Below are 22,618 nucleotides of genomic sequence, written 5' to 3'. Positions count from 1 at the left end.
TCACTTTCCAAACTCCTTCAAAAATTCATCATGAGTGTAAACTCTTGCATTTCTAGACCCATTCTCCAGCAATGACTCCCACACCTTAGGAAGCTCTAAAGCTGTACCGGGCTTATTAGGATCCACAATTTTTGGCGCCTTAGGATCTCTAGGAATGCCCGGAATAGGGCGCTGAGGTATAGCGGAATTCATAATTTCACCATGGAGACTAGCATCAACCTCAAAAACTATGACAGAACCGTCAGGCCGCTTATTTGAAAGATAATAAACCGCGTGATCGGCGGCCCCCACACTTACACAAAGCTGACCAGAACAGCCGGGATTAATGCTTATACTACCATCAGAGTTCGCAGTAATACGATTTTTACTCGTAGCAGTGCCCGTCCCACCGCCCTCGACCCTGAAATAATTGACAACTTCAGAGTTAGCGACCGAGCCAGCCTCATCTCTAATTAAGCTATTAGGATTTGGTCGCGTCGAATTCAGGTAATCAATTACATCATCGGCCTTGAACGCATCGCCCAAGCCTGTGGCTGCCTTTGCAGCGACACCACCCTTCCCTGCATAGAGCTCTGGAACAACGAGCGAGAGAACGTCAACGCTGACCTTGCCACCAATTGCACCCGCCTTGGCTATGTCATAGATATCCCAAGAGCCGTGCGTGTTCGTGTAGGCCGCAAATGCGAGATCCTCTGCATAGCCGCTGATACCAGTTTTTATTGCATTTAACGCGCTCTTTGCGTCGTTAAAGTTCTTCTCGGCAGTAGCTGCGTAACCATTCCCCCACAGATAGGCTAGTTGATCAATCGTTTGTCCAACCTGGCCTGCAGGACTCATACCTTTGGCCAGCTCTGCCACACCGGCAACCATTTCCCAGACCCGGCCGGTAGCACCGACCGTACCTGCTCCCATACCCAGCGCCGCGCGCAGCGCAGAATCAGCGGTTGCAACTGATAGCGGGATGCTACCGTTCCATGCTGCCGAAGCCAGCGCTTGGCTGCTGCAATCACCTGCCATCGCACACGCAAGCTTGTGGCCAAGATCTGCAGTCGTCACATGGGTGACGAAGTCCTTGGTCAGTGAACCGTCCTTGTCGGAGTTGAACAGGCCAACCAACTCAGGCACGTGACCCGCAAGCCAAGCAGTGTATTCCCCAGCGTGATCGAGCTGATCTTGCATGGCTGCAGCGGCCAGCTGTTTTTGCTCCGCGCATCCGCCGCTAGCTGGATCGCTACACGCACCGCGCAACGCGAGATTGCGTTCTTCCGACAGCGTCTTCAGTTGCTCGGCGCGCTCACACTGGGTGCCAGACTTGGAACAAGCGATCAGGGCCGTGGCATATTCCATCCGCTCTTGGTGGCCGAGGTAATTGTTGGACACCTCATTCAAGGCTGCGGCACCGCCTGCAGCACCACCGGCCGCAGCGCCTAGCGCGCTCGCTGACAACCCTGTCAAGGTGGCAGCCACCGCTTTATTGATTCCGGCTTTCTCCAATGCTTCTGCCAGGTACGGTGCCGCCACCGTGCCTGCCGCTGCGCCTAGCGCTCCTTCTGTGCCACCTGTCAGACCACCCACAACCGCATGTGACAGCACACGCAACGTGCCGCCATTGCCCCAATCCTTCATCAACTGATCAGCTTCGGCCCGCTTGCTGTCGTCACCGGTTGCATCTGCTTCCGCATAGAGCTCGGCCGCCTTGTCAACTTTTCCCTGTGCGTAATCGCCAACAAACTTCGTTGCCTGCTGCCCTGCGGTGGCGGTGATCTGCGCTTGCGCGGCAACTTGGTCACGCAGTGCCTGACCATCCCATTGCTTGGTCAAGCCACCTGCGTCGTCGCCGCTGATCACATCGCGCTTAAGACCCGCCAATGCATCTGCAGCGGTCTTGCCAGACTTGGCGAGTTGCCCAGCCTCGTCGGTGATGAGCAAGCTGCCACCACTGATCCCGCTGGTGGTGGTCGATGTCGCATCGCCACTCTTGCTCCCAATGCCAGCCGCTGTACCGGTGCTTCCAGTCTGGAAGTTCTGCCACGACCAGTTTGCACCGTTGTTGACTGTCGGCTGGACCTGACCGGTTTCTCCTTGCTGCTTCTTGTCGCCTGTTCCCTTGCTATATCCGCCCGATAGACTGAACCCTCTGGCGTCGTAACTGCTGGTGTTTCCAATATCGCTATAGGTCAGCGTGCCGGTCTGCAGGCGGTTGACGCCGGCATCCACCGCCGCCTGGGTGCTAGCAATCACCGCGCCTTTCAGATCAGTATTGCCGCCGACACGGATGTTGAAGCCGCCGTCGCCGGCCTGGATACCGCTCTGTTCGGTCACGCTGGCGAAGTCACCGTTGACCTTGTTGCTGCTGTAGCTCGCGCTTGCACTAAAACCTGCGCCAAAGGTCACACTCGCGCCAACACTCTTGTCCTTGCTGTCGTACGTGCTGGTGTCCTGCAGGCTCTCGATGCTCAGATTGCCACCGACATCGGCGATCACCTTGTCCGCCGACAGCTGCGCGCCCTTGAGTGTGGTGTCATTGCCACTGATGACCGTGGCCGTGTTGCCCGCAGCCAGATGACTATTGCTGTAGGTCACGTCCTCGCCATTGGCCTTGCCGCGCGATCCAGCTGCACTGATCATCACGCCAAATGCGGCACCATCCGGGCCGTAAGTGATGCCAACACCCAGCGACGCGCTGCTGCTCTTACTGGTACTTTTTTGCTCGGCGGTGTTCTTGGCTGCTTCGATGAGTACATCGTGATCGGCTGCCAGCAGCAGATCATTGCCCGCCTTGATGTCACTCCCACGAATCAACAAATTACTTTGGTCGCCACCGCCGGTTGCAATCAAGTTGACGTCACCACCTGCCTGTAGCTTGGAGCCTTGTGCGAGACTGGCCGTCTGCGTGCTCTTGCTCTCGCTCTTGCTGCCGCCAATGCTGATGGCAATGCTCAGATTGGCCCCCTGAGCTGCGCCGGCGGCGCTGCCACTGCTCAATGCGCTTCCGGCTTGGCCCAGCGCCTGTCCTGCCCCATATGCACTGTAGGCCGCCGATCCGAGCGCAAGTGCTTCCATGCGACTGTCGCCCTTGACCTCCTTGCTGGCCTTGTAGCTGTCGTTTGCCGCCTGCGCCAGGCTGATCGCAGCCGAGCTCAGGGTCAGCGACAAACCGCCTTGGCTAAACTTGCTGCGCTGTTCCGCATCACTGTCGTTGTAGACCTCCGTGATCGCGATGTCCTTGCCGGTCGCGGTCAGGTCGCCCTGCAACGCCATGACATCGCTGCCCGTAATCGCCAACTTGTTGCCGGCCACCAGGGTGACGTCACCCCCAAGGCTGCCGACCGTCGTTCCGGTATGCGTGATCTGGTCGATGTCGGCGCCAGTGGTGACCTTTTGCTTACCGAGCGTCACCCCAATACCGCCACTTCCGAACAGACCGGACTTGGTGGTGACTTTGTCATGCTCTTCGCTATGCGTGTTCTGAGCAGTTTCCAAGGTCAGGTTGTTGCCTGCTGCAAGCGTGACGTCGCCGGTGCCGACAATCTGCGCACCTTGCGACAGCAGATCGTTACCCGCCGCAATTTGCACCGTGTCACCACTGAGCGTGGTGGTGACTGCTACATTGTCGTGCCACTCATCATGCGTGGTTGTGGTCTTGCTGGAGAACGTGCCCTTCTTCTTCTTGGTCATGTCCTGCACGGAGTCGTGCTGCTCGCTGGCGGCGAGCAGGTTGACGTCGTTGCCGGCAGCCAGGGTGATGCCGCCTTCCTTGGTAGCGGCAGATGCGGCGGTGAGGGTAATGTCATTGCCGGCCTGCATCGCCAGGTTACCGCCGGCACTGAACTCGGTGCCGTGGACGGTTTCGTCGCTGGTACTGGTGGTCTGCTTGAAGCGCTTGCGCGTTTCCAGCGTGTTGCTGGTGTCCACCGTGGTCAGCGTGCTGGCATTGATGTCGTTGCCGGCGCTGATGCCCAGGCCCTTGCCGGCGTCCAGCTTGGCCGCGACCAGATTGACGTCGTTGCCGGCGCTGAGGATCAGGTTGCCGCCGGCGGTGAGTGCCTGCTGATCGATGCTCTGCGTGGTCGTGGTGGTGGTGACGCGCGTCTTGCCGTTGCGGGTCTTGTAGCTGTTGGTTTCGGTCTCGTTGAGGACGGACTCGACGTTGAGGTTGTTGCCTGCTGCGGCAATCAGATCGCCGCCGGCCTTGACGTCGGCCTGGCGGATGGTCAGGTCGTTGCCGGCGGTCAATTGCAGGCTGTCGCCGGTGCTGATGTTGGTGCGCGTGGCGACCTTGCCATCCAGGCCAGTGGTCGGGGTCAGCGAGAGGTTGTTGCCTGCCTGCAGTGCGGCACTGCCGCCGGCCTTGATGGTCACGCCATGCAGTTGCAGGTCGTTGCCTGCAGACATCACCAGATCCTTGCCAGTGGTCACCGACACCGCATCGCCACCGCGTAGCAGGCCGTTGTCGTTGCGCAAGGCGCTGGGCGTGAGGCTGAGGTTGTTGCCTGCGATCAACGCCGCACTGCCATCGGCCTGCACGCGGGTACCGGTCAACGTCATGTCATTGCCGGCGAATAGTTGCAGGGTGTTGCTGGCGGTGATGCCGGACAGGATGCCAACGCCGTTGATGGCCTTGGATGCTTCGCTGACCAGATTGTTGCCGGCCACCAGTGCCACGTCGCGACCCTGGATCTGGCCCTGATTGAGCAGGTCGTTGCGCGCTTCCAGGGCAACGCTGCCAGTGCCGCTGATGCGGCCCTGGTTGAGCAGGTTACCGGCGGTGACGCTGACGTCGGCACCGGCGATGACGCCCTGGTTGCTCATGGAATTGGTGGCGTTGAGCTCGACGTTGCCGCCTGCAATCAATGCGCCGTTGCCGCGCAACTGCAGCGAGTTGGAGGCCAGATACACCACCGGCACCAGCACCTTCTGGCCCTGGTAGTCCTGTTCGACCATCCACACGATGTCTTGCGTCAGTGCGGCCGCTTGTGCGGCGGTCAAGCCCACGCCCATGCTCAGCTGCAGCTGGCCTGCGGCGGCCACGCCCGACTCCAGCAAGGCGCGGTACTGCGCCACGCCATCGGCGTAGTTGCCCAGATAGCGGCGGCCGGTGAGCTGGGTGATCTGGTCCAGCACCAGGCGCTGCTCGTAGAAGCCATCGCCCAGGCGGGTCTGGGTCCACTCCGGGTCAACACCCAGCTTGTCCAGCAGGAAGTCGCTGCTGATGAAGTTGTCGTAGTTGACGAAGCGCGGGTCGGTCTCGATCAGGTAACGACGGCCGGGGCCATTGCTGCGCCAGGCATTGATGCCGCCCAGCCCGTTGGCGGCGCGGCCCATTGCGGTCAGATCGGTACCGGTGCCGCCGGATAGGCGATACAGCCCGCCAATGGGCAGATCGATCTGCGTCAGCGAGGTTTGCCCGCTACCCACAATGTTGGTCACCGGAATGGTGGCCGGATCGACTCGGGTACGGCTGTCGGTTGCGACGGCAGTGACGCCGGTACCGGCCGCGGTGGCCTGCACGTCTGCCTGATCGACGCTGCTGCGTACAAGCCCACTGTCGTTGGACGCGACAGGTGCAACCGACATCTTGACGATGCCACCCGATGTGGCCAGCGTTGCGTCCTGCGTGTTGGCGCCCACCTGGGTGCCTGCACTGCCGGTCGTACCGGTGGCAACACGAATACTGTTCGCGCCGCCATTGGCACGGCCGATCACTGCCTGGCCGCCCACTCCACCGGCGCTTTGCATGGCGCGACCAGTCAAGCCACCTTGTGCGCCGACACCATTCAGTGAAGCGCCGCTGATACCACGACCGTCGCTGCCGACGGCACCATTGCTGATGTTGGCACCATTGATGCTGACGCCTTGGCCACCGGTCATGCTGGCGCCCAGGGCGATATAGCTCGTATTGATCGTGGAAGAAGAAATGGTTTTTGATTCAGCATCATATGTACAGATAGGACGCCGATTTCCTTGGTTCAGCGCACAGTCGTCAATGACCGCTGTTACTGCATACTCGTAGTCTCTCTGTACGACTTGCCTATTCAAGGCAAGCGATTCGTTGAAGATCGACTCTCCACCAACGAAAAGCCCATCACTCAATCCACCCACACCACGTTGATTTATTTGCAGCGCACCAGCCGCCGCAATCGACGAAGTGTTATTGGTGACGCTTCCGGAAATCGCTATATTTCCTCCAGCCGCGATTCGTCCTTCCGCACTTGCAGCGATGAGACGCTCTTGCTGCTCGACCGAATAGGAACGATAAACACCAGGATTTTTTCCGACGTAAGGAATACGAATGAAGTAAGACTGCCTTGGATAGACGATTCCGCGTGACTCAATAAGCTCCTCGGGCATCGTTGCATTCGCAGCTGCCTTTTCTTGGTCGGTCAATGTACCCAATGCGGCAGTCAAAACCCGCCGCCGATTATTCAGCTGATTGGCCGCAATCAAGATGCTCCCATCAGCCTCGATACTGCCCGACAGGTTATTGACCACACCCGTACGCGATACCAAGGTACCGCCTCCATCCTGCGCGCCGCCGATGGCGATATTGCCCAGGCTGAAGATGCGCGCGTCGCGATTGAGCAGTTGATCGCGCACGATCAGATTCATGTTGCCGGTGGAACCGAGCAAGGCCGAGCCATAGGCTGCGTTGTCGGTCGCGCCGCCGAAGTCGGCGCCATTCACCAATGTGCCGGTGTTCACCGAGACGTTGCCGCCGACGATGCTGCCGGTGTTGTTGATGCTGTTCGCCACCAGCGACAGTGCGCCATTGCCGGAGATACTGCCGGCGTTGTCGATGATGTTGCCGCCGTTGAGGCGCGTGTCATTGGACAGGATGTTGGCGCCTGCGCGGTTGGTGATGCTGCCGGCCGTAATGTCCAGGCTGCGCGCAGCCTTGAGCGTGGACTCGTTGACCAGGCTCCCACCGACGCGCAGGTTGAAAGTGCCGTTACTGGTCAGGTCTGCACCGGCGCGGTGGGTGTAGTCGCTACGCAAGGTCAGGTCCAGCAGGTTCTGCGCCAGGATGCTGCCGCCACCGTCGAAGCCGACGGTGTCGATCACCACATCGCCGGCGCCGCCGGTCATGCTGCCGGCGCCAATCTTGCCACCCGCGTTGTTCAAGTTCTGCAGGTTCAAGCGGACTGCCTGCTCGGCCTTGATGGTGCCGTTCTGATTGTCTAGCGTGGCGCCTGCGCGCTGCAGCAGGAAGCTCGCGCCGGCATAGACGTTGCCGCCCTGGTTGTTCAAGCCATTGGTGGTGGCGATCAGGTCGCCGCCGGCGACCAGCTGGCCGCTGTTGTTGGCGATGCTGGCGGCATCGATCACCACGCTGCCGCGTCCACCGAGATTGCCGCCGCTGTTGGTCAATGCACCACCGGTGGTGATGCGTGTCAGTCCACCGCCGTTGTTGACGATACTGCCTTGGCTATTGTCGATACTTCCGCCGGAGGCGGTCAGCGTATTGCCGGCATCGAGCTGGCCGCCGCTGTTGAGCAACGCGCCGGCGACGGCAACGTTGAGATCACGGCCAGCACTGAGCTTGCCGCCTTGGTGATTGTCTAGCTGGCCGCGTGCCGTGACGCTGAGGTCGCGCGCTGCTTGCAGACTGCCTCCGCTACTGCTGATGTTTTCCGCAGTAACCACTGCGTCGGTGCCGGCACCGATCGTACCGTTGCCGTTGTCCAGGCCACGATTGAGTTCGACGCGCAGGCTTCCACCCGCACCAGCGTTCGCGACCGCCTGCACAATGCCGCCGGCATTGCTGAGGCTGTCGGCACGCAAGGTCAGCGCACCACCGCTGGCCTGCAGCAAGCCGTTGCGGTTGTCGGCCGCGCTGGTACTTTGCACCTTCAATTCACGTGCTGAGACCGAACCACCGATGTTATTGAGGCCAGCAACAGTGAGTGCTGCATCGCCCGCTGCGGCAATCGCGCCGCCCTGGTTGTTCAACGCGCCACTCGCGTCCAGGTGCAGTTGCCCTTGCGTGAGGATGCGCCCACTGCTGTTGCCCAGCGCACTACGGCTGGTGACCGACAGGACGCCGGCACCGGCGTGCTCGATGCGTCCTTGTGCATTTTCCAGGCTGGCTGCAGTGATGGTCAGATCCTGCGCATTGCTGGCCAGCGTGCCACCGGTGTTGTCGATCGCGCCGCCGATGCTGACGCGGGTCAGTCCGTTGCCGCTTTGCACCAACCGCCCGCCGGCATTGCTCAGGCTGGCGCCGTCGATACTCAGCTGGTTGGCCTGCATCTGGCCGGCAACAGCGTTGAGACGCCCGTTGTCGATGTTGCCGCCGGCCTGCACGGTGAGCGTGCCGCCGGCAAGCAAATCACCGCCACGATGATCGAGGTTGCCGCCGGTGGTCAGTGCGACATTGCCGGTTGCGCGTGTGCTGGCACCCGCCAGCTGCAGCTGGCTGCCCTGCGCCGTGAGGTTGCCGCCAGCCAACAGCTTGCCGGAGGCGCTGAGTTGGCGATCGGCGATCAGGCTCAGCGTGCGTCCGCTGCCGAGGCTGCCGTCTGCGCTGATACCGGCGCCCACCGTGCCGGCGATACTGATCTCACCCGCACGCAGGCTCAAGTTGCCCGAAGCGGTGGTCTGCCCGGCGTTCTCGATGCGGCCCCCCTGCAGACCTACCGTCGTACCGCTGACGGTGCCCTGCTGACGCAACACGGCGTCGCTGGTCAAGGTGACCTGCTGAGCGCCGAGCTGACCGGCCACACCCAGATCGCCCTTGGAGCGTAACTCCAGCGTGCTGCCAGCGCTCAAGGTGCCACTCTGTGCCAGCGCGCCATCGGCCTGCGCCGAGAAGCTGCCTGCCGATGCGAGGTTGCCGCCGAGCTCCAGGTTGCCGCGGCTGATCAATGCGACATCGCCGCGCTCGCTGCCCAGCTGGCCACTGCTGCTGACTTGCGCCGCTTCCACGCGCAAGCCATTGCCGCCGATCAGGTCACCGCGATTGTCCACCGCTCCAGTGGCGATGACGCCCAGGCGTTGCAAGCCGTAGGCCTGGCCAGTCTGGCGCAGCGACCCGACGCCCAAGGCGAGTTGATTACCGGCGCGCACGGCGCCAGCATTGTCGAGCAAGCCGCCGATGGCGAAGGTAGCGTCGCCCTGCGCGAGCAGCACGCCGCTGGCGGCATTGCTTGCGCTGGCTGCGGTGACGTTCAAGCTCTGACCAGCGACGACTTGCGCCGCATTGGTCAACGCGCCAGCTGCGCTCAGCACCACATTACGGTCGGCTTGCGCGACACCGGCAATCGCCAGGTCGCCGGTGCTGCGTAGATTCAAATCAGCGGCTGCATCGAGTGCGCCACGGCTGTCGATCGCGGCACCATCCAGGCTGATCGCGCCACCGCTTTGCAGCACGGCAGCCTGACCGGTGCCGATCCGCGCGCCGCGCAGGGTTGCATCGCCCGTCGCCACCGCCTGTCCGTTCATTGTCAGTGCGCGCTGCGCCTGCAGATCCAGTTGCGTTGCCGACTGCAGCGTGCCTGCGGCGATGAGATCGCGACCGGCCTGTAGCGCGATCGATTGCGCCTTGAGCGAGCCGGCCTGCTGCAGATCGCCAACTGCAGTGGCCTGCAGTGTGGTCGCTGCGGCGACAACGCCTTGCAGCGTCATGTCGCCTTGGCTGATCAAGCTGACGTTGGCAGTTTCGCTACCGAGCTGGCCGCTGCTGCGTAAGCTGCCTGCCTCCACCTGCAGCGTGTCTTTGGCAATGAGGTTGCCGCGGTTGTCCAGCGTGCCAGTGACCTTCGCGGTCAGTGCCTTGCCTGCAATCGCAGTGCCGCTCTGGTCCATGCTTGCGGCGGTGATGCGCAGATCGCCACCGCTCTGCAGGCTGCCGGCGTTCTGCAACGCGCCAGAGGTCAGCGTGACGCTGCCATCGGCCGCCAACACGCCGTCCGCCACGTTATTGATGTTGCCCGCCTGCACCGACAGATCACGGCCGGCAATCACCTGGCTCGCATTACTCAAGGTGTCGGTTGCGCTCAACACAACATCGCGATTGGCTTGCGCCACGCCTGCGAGCGCAAGTGCTCCCGTGCTGCGCAGGCGCAGGTCCGTGCCGGCGTCGAGCGTGCCACGGCTGCCGATTGCCGCACCATCCAGGCTGATCGCGCCGACGCTTTTCAGCACGGCGTCGCGGCCGGTGGCGATGCTGTTGCCGCGCAGGTTGGCGTCACTGCCCGCCTGCGCCTGACCGTTCAACGTCAGGCTGCGCTGCGCCTGCAGATCCAACGCAGACGCGGACTGGAGGGTTCCACCGGCAGTGAGATCGCGGCCAGCCTGCAATGTCACGGCCTGCGCGTTGAGCGAGCCGGCCTGCAGCAGATCGGTGCCAGCGGTGGCTTGCAGCGTGGTCGCCGCAGCCACCACACCGTGCAGATCGATCGCGTTCTGGCTAGTCAACGTCAATGCTCCGTTGACCGAGCCGAGTTGCCCGCTGCTGACGATGCTGTCGGCAGCGATGCTCAGACCCTTGCCCGCTACCAACTGACCCGCGTTTTCGAATACGCCTGTCGACGAGATCGATACCGCATCCCCACTGTAGACACGTCCGCGCTGAAGCAATGTTCCGGTGTTCAGTGCAAGGCCACGCTCGCCATGCAGGCTGCCATTGTTTTCCAGCACGCCAGCGACATCGACGCGCAGATCGCGTAGTGCACCCAGGGTTGCCGTTGCGGCGTTGTTGGCACTGGCGGCCTGCACGTGCAGATCGCGGGCTGAGACGACTTGAGCGCCATTGTTCAACGCGCCCGCAGCGGTCAGCGCAACATCGCGCCCGCCCTGGACCACGCCAGCCAGTGCAAGATCACCGGCGCTACGCACGTTCAAGTCGGTCGCCGCATCGAGCGAACCGCGGCTATCGATGGAGCCGCCATCCAGGGTGATGCCGGCACCGCTCTGCAGCACTGCTGCAGCGCCTGTCAGAACCGTTGCGCCGGTGACGGTTGCCTCACCCGTACTCGATGCCTGTCCATTCAGGGCGAGCGTGCGCTGCGCCTGCAGATCCAACGTGGATGCCGATTGCAGAGCGCCATTTGCAGTGAGGTCGCGCCCCGCCTGCAATGCGATCGACTGTGCCTTGAGCGAGCCGGCCTGCTGCAAATCGCCGCCAGCAGTCGCACGCAATGCAGTGGCCGCTGCAACCACACCCTCGAGTTGCAGCGCGTCTCGGCTGTTCAACGTGACATCGGCGCGCTCGCTACCCAACTGCCCACTGCTACGCAGCGCGGCCGCATCGACCTGCAACGCATCCTTGGCGATCAGATTGCCACGATTGGCCAGCGTGCCTGCGATGGCGGCGCGCAATGCCTTGCCTGCAGACGCGCTGCCGCCCTGGTCCATATTGGCTGCGCTGATCTGCAGATTGCCACCGGCCTGCACGCGGCCAGCGTTGTTCAGCAGTGCCGTAGTGGTCAGGGCGATGTTGCCCTCGCCCGCCAACACACCGCTCGTGGTGTTGTCGAGGCTACCTGCCTGCACCGAAAGATCGCGGCCTGCAAACGCCTGCGCTGCGTTACTGAGCGCGCCGGCTGCATTCAAAACAACGTCGCGCCCGCCTTGTGCCACACCCGCCAGCGCCAGATCGCCCTGGCTGCGGATGTGCAGATCGCTCCCTGCATCCAGCTTGCCGCGGCTGTCGATGACCGCGCTGTCCAGCGCAATCGCTCCCGTACTCTGCAACACCGCATCCTGGCTGGTTGTCAGTGTGGCGGCGCGCATCGAAGCATCACCGCCAGCCTGGCCCTGGGCAGCAAATGTCAGAGCACGTTGTGCCTGCAGATCCAGCGTGGACGCCGACTGCAGGTTGCCAGCAGCGGTGAGATCACGCCCGGCACTCAATGCCAGCGACTGCGCTCTTAGCGAGCCTGCCTGCTGCAGATCGCCAAAGGCGCTGGCCTGCAGCGTGGTCGCAGCGGCAACCACGCCTTGCAGCGCGATATCGCCCTGGCTGCCCAGACGAACACTTGCCGCTTCGCTGCCGAGTTGACCGCTGCTGCGCACGCTGCCGGCATCGATCTGTAGCGCGTTCCTGGCAATCACATTGCCAGCGTTGTCGAATGACCCGCTCACAGCTGCCGAAAGCGTGTTGCCCGAGCTGGCGCTGCCGCTTTGCGTGAACGCGCCTGCGGTCAGCTGCAGATCGCTCGCCGCATACAGGCTGCCGGCGTTGTCCAATGTGCCGGCCGTGCGCACGCGCGCACCGGCATCCGACGAAAACGCGCCGCTTTGCGCGTTGCGCAACGAGGCTGCCTCTACATCCAGCGCGCCAGCTGCGATCACCTTCGCGCGATTCTGCAGTGCTGCGCCCGCCTGCAATGTGGCTGAGCCAGCGCTCTGCACGGTGCCGTCCAACGCGAGCTCGGCAGCACTGGCGATGCGCAGGTCGCCACCTGCATCGATGACACCGTTGTGCTCGACCGCTGCGCCGCGCAATTGCACCGCGCCGTCGCCGCGGAGCTGACCACGCTGACGCAGCGCGCCGTTCGCCTGCAAATCGATCGTGCCTGTCGAACTCACCACGGCATCGCTGACGAGCTCACCGCCTGCGGCGATCACCAACCCACCGGCGGTGGTCTGCAGGGTGCCGGAGAGTGCGGTATCCCCGCCGCTACGAAGATTTACGCGACCGGCGTTGAGGATGCCCGAGACCTGCGCGTCCGCTGCGGCGTCCAGGCCCAAAGCAGTACCTGCCACGGTGTTGCCGCTGAGCGCCAGACCGCCGCGGCTGCGCAGCAGCGTCTCCCCACGCTGGCTGCCGATATCGCCACGACTGTCCAGCTGCGCTGCGTCAATGGTCAGCGCATTGCCTGCAACGAACGTGCCGCTATTGACCAGACCACCGGCAACCGCCGCCTGCGCATCGCGTGCGGCCGCCAGACTGCCCGTCGTGGTGACAGACGCTGCCTGGAGACGCAGATCGCGGCCCGCGTAGCCGCTACCGGCATTGTTCAACGCACCTGCACTGCGCAACTCCAGATCGCCACCCGCAGACACTACGCCGCGCTGTGCGATGTCGATACTCGCCGCATTGAGCGCCATTGCATCCGCTGCAATCAGCTGACCCTGCAGTTCCAGCCGACCGCCGGCTTGCACATCAGCACCCTGCCCGGCCTGCGCCAATCCACCCAGGCGCACGTTGCCGCTGCTGTTCACGCGCAAGGCGGTGGCCGCGTCCAGGGTGCCCAGTGCATCAATCGCGTTCGCATTCAGCCCGATCGCGCCGCCGCTCTGCAGCGTGCCGGTCAGGCCAATCTGCCCCGCGCGCAGGTTTGCAGCGGTTGCCGCATAGGCCACACCGCTGCTGCGCAACATGCCATCGGCGCCCAGATCCAGCGCACCCGTCGTATGCAGACTGCCATCGGCATTCAATTCCGAACCGAACAGACGGATGGCGCCGGCGCTGCTGCGGCCGCTGTGGCTCAACGTGCCACTGGCTTGTGCATCCAGGATACCGGCGGCGACCAGATCGCCTGCCAGGGTCATGCGCGCGCCGCGCAGATGCACATCGCCTTGCTGCGAGCCGAGCACGCCGCGCTGGTCGAGGTCACCGGCGGCACGCACACCCATTCCATCGCGCGCCACCGTGGTCCCGCTCAGGCTCACCTGGCCCGCGCTGTCGATCTGCAGATCGCCACTCTGCGCCGCCAGGGTGCCGCGACTCACCACGCCGACACCGGCTTCGGTCGCAATCAGGCGAATACGGTCGGCATACATGCCGCCCAGCTGCGCCACGTCGATGCCGATCGACGGTGCGGCGCCATCGGTGCCCGGCATCACGTCCAGCAGCATGCCGTCGTAGCTGACCCGCCCAGCACCCGCGGCAGCGACCAGTTCCCTGGTCCAGATCGAGCCCTCCACGCTGAGCTGACGCGACAGCAGGTCCAGGCGATCCACGTTAGACGCATCCAGACCGTTGCTGCCGATACTCAGCGCACCGCCGGTGATGCTGAAGCCGTTCAACGCACCATCGCTGCCCAGGTTGGGCGTGCCGGTGGTCAAGGTCACGCGCGCGGTGTTGAGAAACCCGCAGCCATCGCAGGAAATGCCGTTGGGGTTGGCGATCACCAATTGCGCCTTGGCACCGGCGATTTCGGTGTACCCCTGCAAGCGGCTGCTGGCCGAGGTCACCTCATTGAGGATCAGCGAGGCGGCACCGCTGCGCTGCAGATTGTCGTTACCGGCGACATAGCCGCCCAGCTCGGTCTTGGAGATCTGCGCGCTGTTGTTGAGGATCAACCCGTTCGGGCCGACGTTGAAATTGCTGTAGCGGTTATGCGAGATGCCGCGCGCATTGGGCGCGACGATGTCCACCACCGGCACGCCATTGGCGGCGACCTGTTGACCGGGTGTCTGGCCGCCGGGATTTGGCGTTGGTGCCACCTGTGCCCACGCCGGAAACGATGTCCAGGTGACCGTGCAGCACAGCAGCAACGCAAGCGCGCGCTTGCTTTGTTCGGCCAGGTAAGCACGTACGCTCATCGCTTCGGTGTCCATCGTTTCTCTCTCGCCACTGATCGGCGTCATCAATCAACAGCGCGCTGCCGGCTGGCGGCGCGATCCATGTCAGAACTGGTAGATCACACGCGCGCCATACGCCGGCTGCGCACTTCCAAACCCATCCGGGCGATGAATCGCCCAGCCGGCAAACGCATCGATGCTGGCACCGAACCAGCCCCCGCGCAGACCCACCGCGCCGCCCACCAGACTGCGGCCGCGCAGGCCGCTGGCACTGGTGCCATCGATGCGACCGGCATCCAGGCCCAGGTACGGTGTCAGCCCGATCTGCTGGATCGGAAAACTCAAGGTGTTGCGCCAATACGCGCCTTTTTCCGCGCCCAAGGTCGCTTCGCCATCGAAGCCGCGCACGCTGTAGCGGCCCCCGATGGTGACGAACTCCGAGCCAAGTAACAGCTCGCCTGCGGTTTGCGCACGCAGGCTGCTTTCCCACGCCATCGGCACCGGTCCCAGCTTGAACGGCATGGCGGTGCTCACGTCCAGCGTGGTCACGCCATAACGGAATGTCGGGAAGCCGATCTGCGGGTCGTAACCGGTCCACTGGCTGTTGAACCACGGCGTGCCACGCCGATGCGCGATGCGCACGTCCAACTGCATCGTCCCCAGATAACGGCGATGGGTGACGTAGAACTCTGCGCTGCTGGTATCGCGACGCTGGATGCCGATCTCCACGCCATCCAGATAGCTGCGCGCACGCCGCCGGCCAACCGTGACACCGGCAGAGGTCTTGCTGGTGCCGTTGCGATGCAATACGCGCTGGATATCCAGCTGCGCGTTGCTGGATTCGCCGCTGGACTGGAAGGTCTGCAAAAACCCGTCCACGCGCTGGTGGTAGCGGTACGACGAGGCCGACAACGCAAACGTCCACCAGCCCCATGGCAGGCTGTAACTGAGACTGTTGCCGCGCGTGCCGCGCTCTTCGTCGCGCGTGGCCAGGTCATGGCTGTAGCCGACGCTGAGCAGATCGTTGAGGCCCAGCGGGTTGTCGAGCGAAAAATCCAGCCCGCTCTGCACGCGCCCGGTGGCTTCCACGCCAGAGTCGTCGGCATTGGCCACGCCGCGCCAGCGCCGACCATGCTGCAAGGTGATGACCAGATCCGATTCGCCCGGTGCCTCGCCCGGCGCGATGTCGATCTTGGCGTCCTGCGAAGGCAGTCGCTTGAACTGCTCCACCGCCTGCTCGATCGCACGCAGGTCCAGCAGGTCGCCGTGCCGTAGCGGCAGCGCGCTCTTCCAATGTTCGCCGCCGGTGTCGGAAACCACGCGCACCGCACGCAAGCGGCCGGGCATCAGTTCGAAACGCAGTTCGCCGCGCGAAAGATCCTGTTCGGGCACGCCGATGCGGGTGGTGACCAGGCCGCGCGCGACCAGCTGATCCAGGGCGCGACGGCGGATGATGTCGATACCCGCGCGACCGATGCAGCGGCCCTCATAACGACGCAGCGAGGTCCACAACCACGCAAAGCGTGCACCGTCGTTTCCTGCACCGGACAGGCGCACGCGGGCGATCGGGAAACACAGTTCCTCCTTTGGCAGCACGGTGCTGCGCGCATCCACGCGCTCGGCATCCTCGCGCGGGCCGGCGAAGGGTGCTTGTCGCTCCTGTTCCTGACGCCGCTGAATCTCCTCGGCCTGGCGCAATTGCTCCTGGCGATCCAGCGTTGTCGGTGCTGTTTGTTGTGCAGCCGCCAGCCCGGCGACAGCCCATAGGCAAGCCGCCAGCGCCATTGGCGCCGAACGCATCCACATTTGTCCTGCCCCCTGTCCGGCGGGCCGCGCTTGGGCGCCCCGTCGCTCACACCGCCATGCCCGGCCACCAAGACGGCGACGCAACCTTCAGCACAACGAACGCGGCGCAACTGTGATGGAACGTTAAGAACTGGTCAACGCGCTATGTAGGGGCCACCCTGTAAGAAAAACCCGACCCTTTCACTTTTGTGACGTAAATCACTTAAAAAGCGGGCGAAGATATCTCGGCCCACGCGCTCACTACCGAATTCGGTTGCTCCCAAACCGGAAACATCCGGCAACGTGCCGCTATCGTAGACAACAGAGTAATTACTTTTAATGCATATCTAACTGCGACCAGCGTGGCAAATCAGCGGCGTAGTTGAGTGATGCCGGTCTGGTCAATCTTCAGGTCTCCGAGGCGCCGCTGAAGGCAATTAATTAGGGCAGGAAGATTGCCTTAAAGCATTTTTAGTGACAAAAGTCACATTTAAAGCGAGCTGATCCGATGAAGATCGCGTTAAATTCGTGATGACGTAGGCTTTACATAGGCATACGCAGTATCGCCAGTCGTCATACGCCTGGACCGCTAATGCACTGCCTTTTCCCCCAGCTTTTGCAACCACGTGCGTCGCGGTTGTCCTGACCGCACGGGCGCACTCACTCCTCTGCTCAGCCTCGCCTTGATTGCCGCATGTGTGCCCCAGGCGCACAGTGGTGAAGTGCGGCCGAACGGGGTGACTGACGCCTCCACCGCCCTCACTCCCATGCAGCAGGCTGAGCAATTGCGCGGCCAGCAACGCCATGCGGATGCCTTGGCCATCTATGAGCGCGTACTGCGTGCGAATCCGCGGGATCGTGGCGCCTACACCATGCGTGCGATCACGCTGAGCGACCTCGGCAGCGCACAGCTTGCAGCAGAGGCGGTATGGCGGCATCCGGACTGGTTCTCGCAGCAGGAGCGTGAGCGCATCGAAAACGATCGCGTCGCCCACATGATCGGCTGGGCCAGCGCCGAACCCATCGATGCGGCGCACCGCTATGCCGAGACCGATCAGGCCCTGGTCAATGTCGCCCGCATCGAACGCGAATCACCGCCGACACTGACCTGGGAAGCCACGCGGCTGCGCGTCGACAGCCTGGTCGCGCTCAACCAGCGCCAGCGCCATCGCGACGTGGTGGCCAACTACCAGGCGTTGAAGGCGGAAGGTATCGAGGTTCCCGCCTATGTATTGCCGACGGTCGGCGATTCGCTGATGGGCCTGCGTCGCCCGGCCGAGGCCGAAGCCGTGCTCCGGCAGGCCCTGCAGCACAATCCCGACGACTTCAATACGCAGCTGCTGCTGGGCTATGCCTTGCTCGAGCAGGAACGCTTCGACCTGGCGATGCCGCTGTTTGAAAGACTCGCGGCCACGCAGGCGCCGTGGCCGCGCCGCAACGGCGCCAGCAGCGGCTACGAAAACTGGGATCGCTTCAGCGCAGACATTGCCCTGGCCACCGCACGCTCGGCGGCCAACCACAATCGCGACGCAGACGCCCTGTTGCGCGAACGTGTGGCCATCGGCCCCGACAATGCGGAGCTGCAGGCGGCACTGGCCTCGATCGAATTCCGTCGCGGGCACCCGAGCGCAGCGCTGCAACGCAACGCGATGGCATTGACGCTGGATCCGCACCAAAAACAGGCGCGCAGTGGCGTGGTCGAAGCGCAGCGCGATCTGGATCGCCTGGATCTGGCCGCAGCGACTTTTGCGCCGCTGCGCAAGGAATATCCGGATGACGCCGGCCTGCAGCGGCTTGGCGCCTCGCTGGAACGTCAACGCGGCTGGCAGGTACATCTCAGCCATGCGCGCGGCCGCAGCGACAACGACACCCTGACTAACAGCACTTCGCCGCTCGGCAACGACTTCGGCAGCACGCTGCTGGAAGCCGAATCGCCGCTGCTCGGCGAGCGCTGGCGCGTGGGATTGCGCGCACGCGACGATTGGGCCGATTTCCAGGACACGCGCGTGCGTTATCGCAGTTTCTGGCTGGGCGCGCACTACCGCTACGACCGCCTGGATGTCAGCGCCTACGGCGGACGCGCGCTCGACGAATTCGATCGCGATGGCACCGCCTGGGCGCTGGATGCCGGCTGGCGGTTTTCCGATGCCTGGTACGGCAGCCTGGCTTGGCGCACACGCGATCCGGACGCCTCATTGCAGGCACGCCGTTTCGGCATCACCGGCGACAGCATCGGTGCCGCCCTGCGCTGGACACCCAACGACGAAAGCCGTTGGGAACTGCAGGCACGCCAGCTGCGCTACAGCGACGGCAATCGGCGCGATCAGCTGGATCTGTCCGGCAGCCAGCGACTGTGGGCCAGCCCGCACCTGCTGCTGGATGGCCTGTTCGCCGCTTCGGCCGGACGTGCCGAAGACGACCGCGCCGTCAATTACTTCAATCCGCGCCGCAACTCTGCGGTGGCCGCCGGCGTGCGCATCGATCAGATCGGCTGGCGTCGCTACGACTACGCCTTCCGGCAGCGGCTGGAGGTCACCGTCGGGCCGACCTATCAGTCCGGCTTCGGCAGCCAGTGGGTGCCCAGTGCGGCCTACCGGCACCTGTGGTCGCTGGGCGACGGCAGTGCGCTGAGCTACGGCGTGAGCTGGTCTCGCCCGGTCTACGACGGCCAGCGCGAACAACAACTTGGATTCGACCTGGATTTCCGATGGGGAGGTACGCCTTGATCCGCCTGCCGCTGTTGCTGGTCGCCTTGCTGCTGATGACGTTCGCGTCGTCGGCGCAGGCGGGCCTGCTGGTGCTCAGCTACCACGATATTCGCGACGACGTCGCCGCCAAGGGCGATCCCGATCGTTATGCGGTGTCCACGAGCAACTTCGCCGCGCATCTGGACTGGCTGCGCTCGCACGCCTATCACCCGGTGAGTGTGCAGCAGGTCCTGGATGCACGTGCCGGCAGGCGCGCCCTGCCCTCCAGGCCGGTGCTACTGACCTTCGACGATGGCTTGCGCAGCGTCTACACGCGTGTGTTCCCCTTATTGCAGGCCTATGGCTATCCCGCGCTGGTCGCACCGGTCACCAGCTGGGTCGAATTGCCGGCCGACCAGGTGGTGCCCTACGGCCATCGCGATTTCACCCACGATGATTTCGTCACCTGGGCACAACTGCGCGAAATGCAGGACAGCGGCCTGATCGAAATCGGTTCGCACAGCGACGATCTGCACAAAGGTATCCCCGGCAATCCATTCGGCAATCAGACCCCGGCAGCGGTCACCCGTCGTTGGGAAGCGGGCAAGGGCTATGAGAGCGAAGCGGATTATCGCCAGCGCATCCAGACCGATCTGCGCCATAGCCGCGACGCCATCGTGGCGCACCTGGGCAAACCGCCGCGCGCCATGGTGTGGCCGTATGCCGCCTACAACCGCGCCAGCAACGCCATTGCCGCGCAACTGGGCATGACGCTCAGCTTCGACCTGGAAGGCCGTTCGCACGAAGCCGATATCGGCCAGCAGGGCCGCGACCGCGTGGACGGGCAATCGCTGGCCAGCCTCGGCCGCCTGTTGCTGTTCAACAACCCCGATGTGCGCGACCTGGCCGGCGAACTGCGACGCGACCTGTCGCGCGATGGCCTGCGTGCGATCCAGATCGATCTGGATTACGTCTACGACCCGGACCCGGCGCAGCTGGCACGCAACCTCGACATCCTGGTCCAGCGCGTCAAGGACATCGGCCCCAGCCATGTATTCCTGCAGGCCTTCGCCGACCCGGATGGCGATGGCGCAGCCGATGCGCTGTACTTCCCCAACCGGCATCTGCCGATGCGCGCGGATCTGTTCGGGCGTGTGGCCTGGCAGCTGCGCACCCGTGCCGGCGTGCGCGTGTTCGCCTGGTTGCCGGTGCTGGGCTTCCATCTGCCCGACGCGCAGCAGCAGGCGGCGCTGCAGATTCGCGGCAAGGACCCGAAGGATGTGCCGCGCCTGGATCCGGGCAATCCGCGCACGCATCAGCTGGTCGCCGACATCTACGAGGACCTGGCCGCCAACACCTACTTCGAAGGCCTGTTGTTCCACGACGATGCCTATCTGCGCGACGACGAAGTGCCTGCCTACGGCAATGGCGATCCTGCCACGCGCACGCAGCAGCTGATCGGCTTCACCCAGGAGCTGAAAGCAGCCGCCGAACGCTGGCGCCCCAAGCTGGTGACCGTGCGCAACCTGTTCGCGCAGCCAGTGCTGCAGCCGCATAGCGAGGCCTGGTTCGCGCAGCGCCTGGACGCATTTGCTTCGGCCTACGACTACACAGCGCTGATGGCGATGCCGTACATGGAGCAAGCCAACGACCCACAGCAGTGGCTTCAGCAGCTGGCGCAGCGGGTCGGCCAGCAGCCGCATGGTTTCGAGAAGACCATTTTCGAACTGCAGACCGTGGATTGGCGCACCGGCAAGCCCCTGCCGGAGGGCGTGCTGCTCGAACACAGCAAGTTGCTCCTGGCTGCGGGCGTGCGCCACCTGGCGTACTACCCCGACGACTTCATCGGCGGCCACCCGTCTCTTCCCGAAGCGCGCGAGGCCATGTCGGCTCGGCAATTCCCATATATCGAGCGGTAGCCGATGACGACCAGCCTCCTGTTGGGCGCCCTGTTCAACTTCGCGTTTTTCTATCCCATCATCATGGCGTTCTTCTGGATGATCGGAGGCACGTACTACTACCTGCGACGCGAACGCGGCACACCGGGTCCCTCGTCGCCGCCACCGTTGGCCAGCGAGCCGTTCGTGTCGTTGCTGGTGCCCTGCTACAACGAGGCCAAGCATGTCGGCGAAACCATCGCCGCGATGAGTGCGCAGAACTACCCGGACTTCGAGATCATCGCCATCAACGATGGCAGCAGCGACGACACCGCCCAAGCGCTCGACGACCTCACCCACCAGCATCCGCGCCTGCGCGTGGTACACCTGGAGCAGAACCACGGCAAGGCCAACGCGCTGCGCGTCGGCACGCTGGCGTCGCGCTCGGACTATCTGGTGTGCGTGGATGCCGACGCCATCCTGGACCCGAATGCCACCCGCTGGATGGTCGGCCACCTGATCTCCGGCCCGCGCGTCGGCGGCGTCACCGGCAACCCGCGGGTGCGTAACCGCACCACGCTGATGGGCCGCATGCAGGTGGGCGAATTCTCCGCCATCGTCGGTTTGATCAAGCGTGCGCAGCGTGTTTACGGGCGGCTGTTCACCGTGTCGGGCGTGATCTGCGCGTTCCGGCGGTCGGCGCTGCATCACGTCGGCTTCTGGTCCGACAACATGGTCACCGAAGACATCGACATCTCCTGGCGTCTGCAGCTCGACGACTGGGATATCCGTTACGAGCCCAACGCGCTGTGCTGGATCCTGATGCCGGAGACCTTCCGCGGCCTGTGGATGCAACGCCTGCGCTGGGCGCGCGGTGGTGTGGAAGTGTTGCTGAGCCATGGCCGCCGCGTGCTGTCCTGGCGCAGCCGACGCATGTGGGGCGTGCTGCTGGAATACGCGCTCAGCCTGGCCTGGGCCTACACGATGCTCTTCATCATCGTGCTGTGGCTGCTCGGCAAGGTCATCCCGCTGCCGCCTGCGCTGTACGTCGACACCATCCTGCCGCGTTGGCATGGCCTGGTGCTGGCGGTGGTGTGCCTGATGCAGTTCGCCACCAGCCTGGTGATCGAACGCCGCTACGAAAAAGGCCTGGCGCGCCAGTTCTTCTGGGTAATCTGGTATCCGGTCGCCTTCTGGATGATCGGCATGCTCACTGCCGTCATCGCCTTCCCCCGTGCCCTGCTCGCGCGCCGCAGCAAACGCGCCCGCTGGAAAAGCCCCGACCGAGGAATCCAATGACACCGCCCATCATCAACCTGCCGCAACGCCTCGGCCGCTCGCGCCGCCTCGCCTACGGCGCCGCCACCGCTGGCGCCTGGATGGTCTACTTCTATCTGTGGGCACCCCTGGCAACGCTGATCGCCTGGTTCTTCGGCCTGCGCAGCGCCTACACGGAGCTGTATCTCAAGCACAACGCGCTGGATCCGTTCGCACTGGGCGCCCTGCCGGTAATCGCCCTGATGAGCGCCATCACCACCGTCGGCTGGGCCGAGTACAACCGCATCCGCTTCGCCAAGGCCGACCAGCGCAAACGCCGCCGCACCGTGCTCGAACCGGAAGTCGATCAACGCCTGGGCGTCCCCGAACAGCTCGGCAGCCTGCTGCGCCATAGCCGCATCTCCTCGGTGGCGATGGATAAGTTTGCACGACCGGTAGGGGTGCGGGTTGTGCGGCATGGCTGAGTCGGGTTGATGGACGATAGATACGACCGATCGCTCAGGCAATCGATGACCTCGT

Annotated in this window: 6 protein-coding genes; 4 read left to right on the top strand and 2 right to left on the bottom strand. The window is 63.8% G+C overall.

Going from position 1 to position 22,618, the window contains the following annotated elements:
• Positions 1 to 14,508 (bottom strand): hemagglutinin repeat-containing protein, encoded by a 14,508-nt coding sequence (locus ABQ039_RS08830; protein ID WP_349777851.1) that lies wholly within the window; start codon positions 14,506 to 14,508, stop codon positions 1 to 3.
• 69 nt (positions 14,509 to 14,577) lie between these two features.
• Positions 14,578 to 16,278, bottom strand: a complete 1,701-nt coding sequence (locus tag ABQ039_RS08825) for a ShlB/FhaC/HecB family hemolysin secretion/activation protein (protein WP_115510932.1) — start codon at positions 16,276 to 16,278, stop codon at positions 14,578 to 14,580.
• Between the two features lie 746 nt (positions 16,279 to 17,024).
• On the opposite strand from ABQ039_RS08825, the gene ABQ039_RS08820 reads away from it, so the two are divergent.
• Genes ABQ039_RS08820 through pgaD form a run of 4 tightly spaced genes read left to right on the top strand, consistent with a single transcriptional unit; the run spans position 17,025 to position 22,563 of the window.
• Positions 17,025 to 18,983, top strand: coding sequence for a tetratricopeptide repeat protein (locus ABQ039_RS08820; RefSeq protein ID WP_104608523.1), 1,959 nt, complete (start codon positions 17,025 to 17,027; stop codon positions 18,981 to 18,983).
• On the top strand, positions 18,965 to 20,863 hold the full coding sequence (gene pgaB, locus ABQ039_RS08815) for a poly-beta-1,6-N-acetyl-D-glucosamine N-deacetylase PgaB (protein WP_184517253.1): 1,899 nt from the start codon (positions 18,965 to 18,967) through the stop codon (positions 20,861 to 20,863). The genes ABQ039_RS08820 and pgaB overlap by 19 nt, the downstream gene beginning before the upstream one ends.
• Positions 20,864 to 20,866: 3 nt before the next feature.
• On the top strand, positions 20,867 to 22,120 hold the full coding sequence (gene pgaC / locus ABQ039_RS08810) for a poly-beta-1,6-N-acetyl-D-glucosamine synthase (RefSeq protein WP_039527593.1): 1,254 nt from the start codon (positions 20,867 to 20,869) through the stop codon (positions 22,118 to 22,120).
• Positions 22,117 to 22,563, top strand: coding sequence for a poly-beta-1,6-N-acetyl-D-glucosamine biosynthesis protein PgaD (gene pgaD, locus ABQ039_RS08805; protein WP_024937760.1), 447 nt, complete (start codon positions 22,117 to 22,119; stop codon positions 22,561 to 22,563). Before pgaC ends, pgaD begins: the two co-directional genes overlap by 4 nt.
• Positions 22,564 to 22,618: the final 55 nt, after the last annotated feature.

This window comes from Xanthomonas sp. WHRI 6108 (assembly GCF_040202385.2).
In the GTDB taxonomy this organism is placed as follows: Bacteria; Pseudomonadota; Gammaproteobacteria; order Xanthomonadales; family Xanthomonadaceae; genus Xanthomonas; species Xanthomonas arboricola.
The sequence above is the reverse complement of the archived record's forward strand: the minus strand, read 5'-3'. Positions and strand labels throughout refer to the sequence as shown.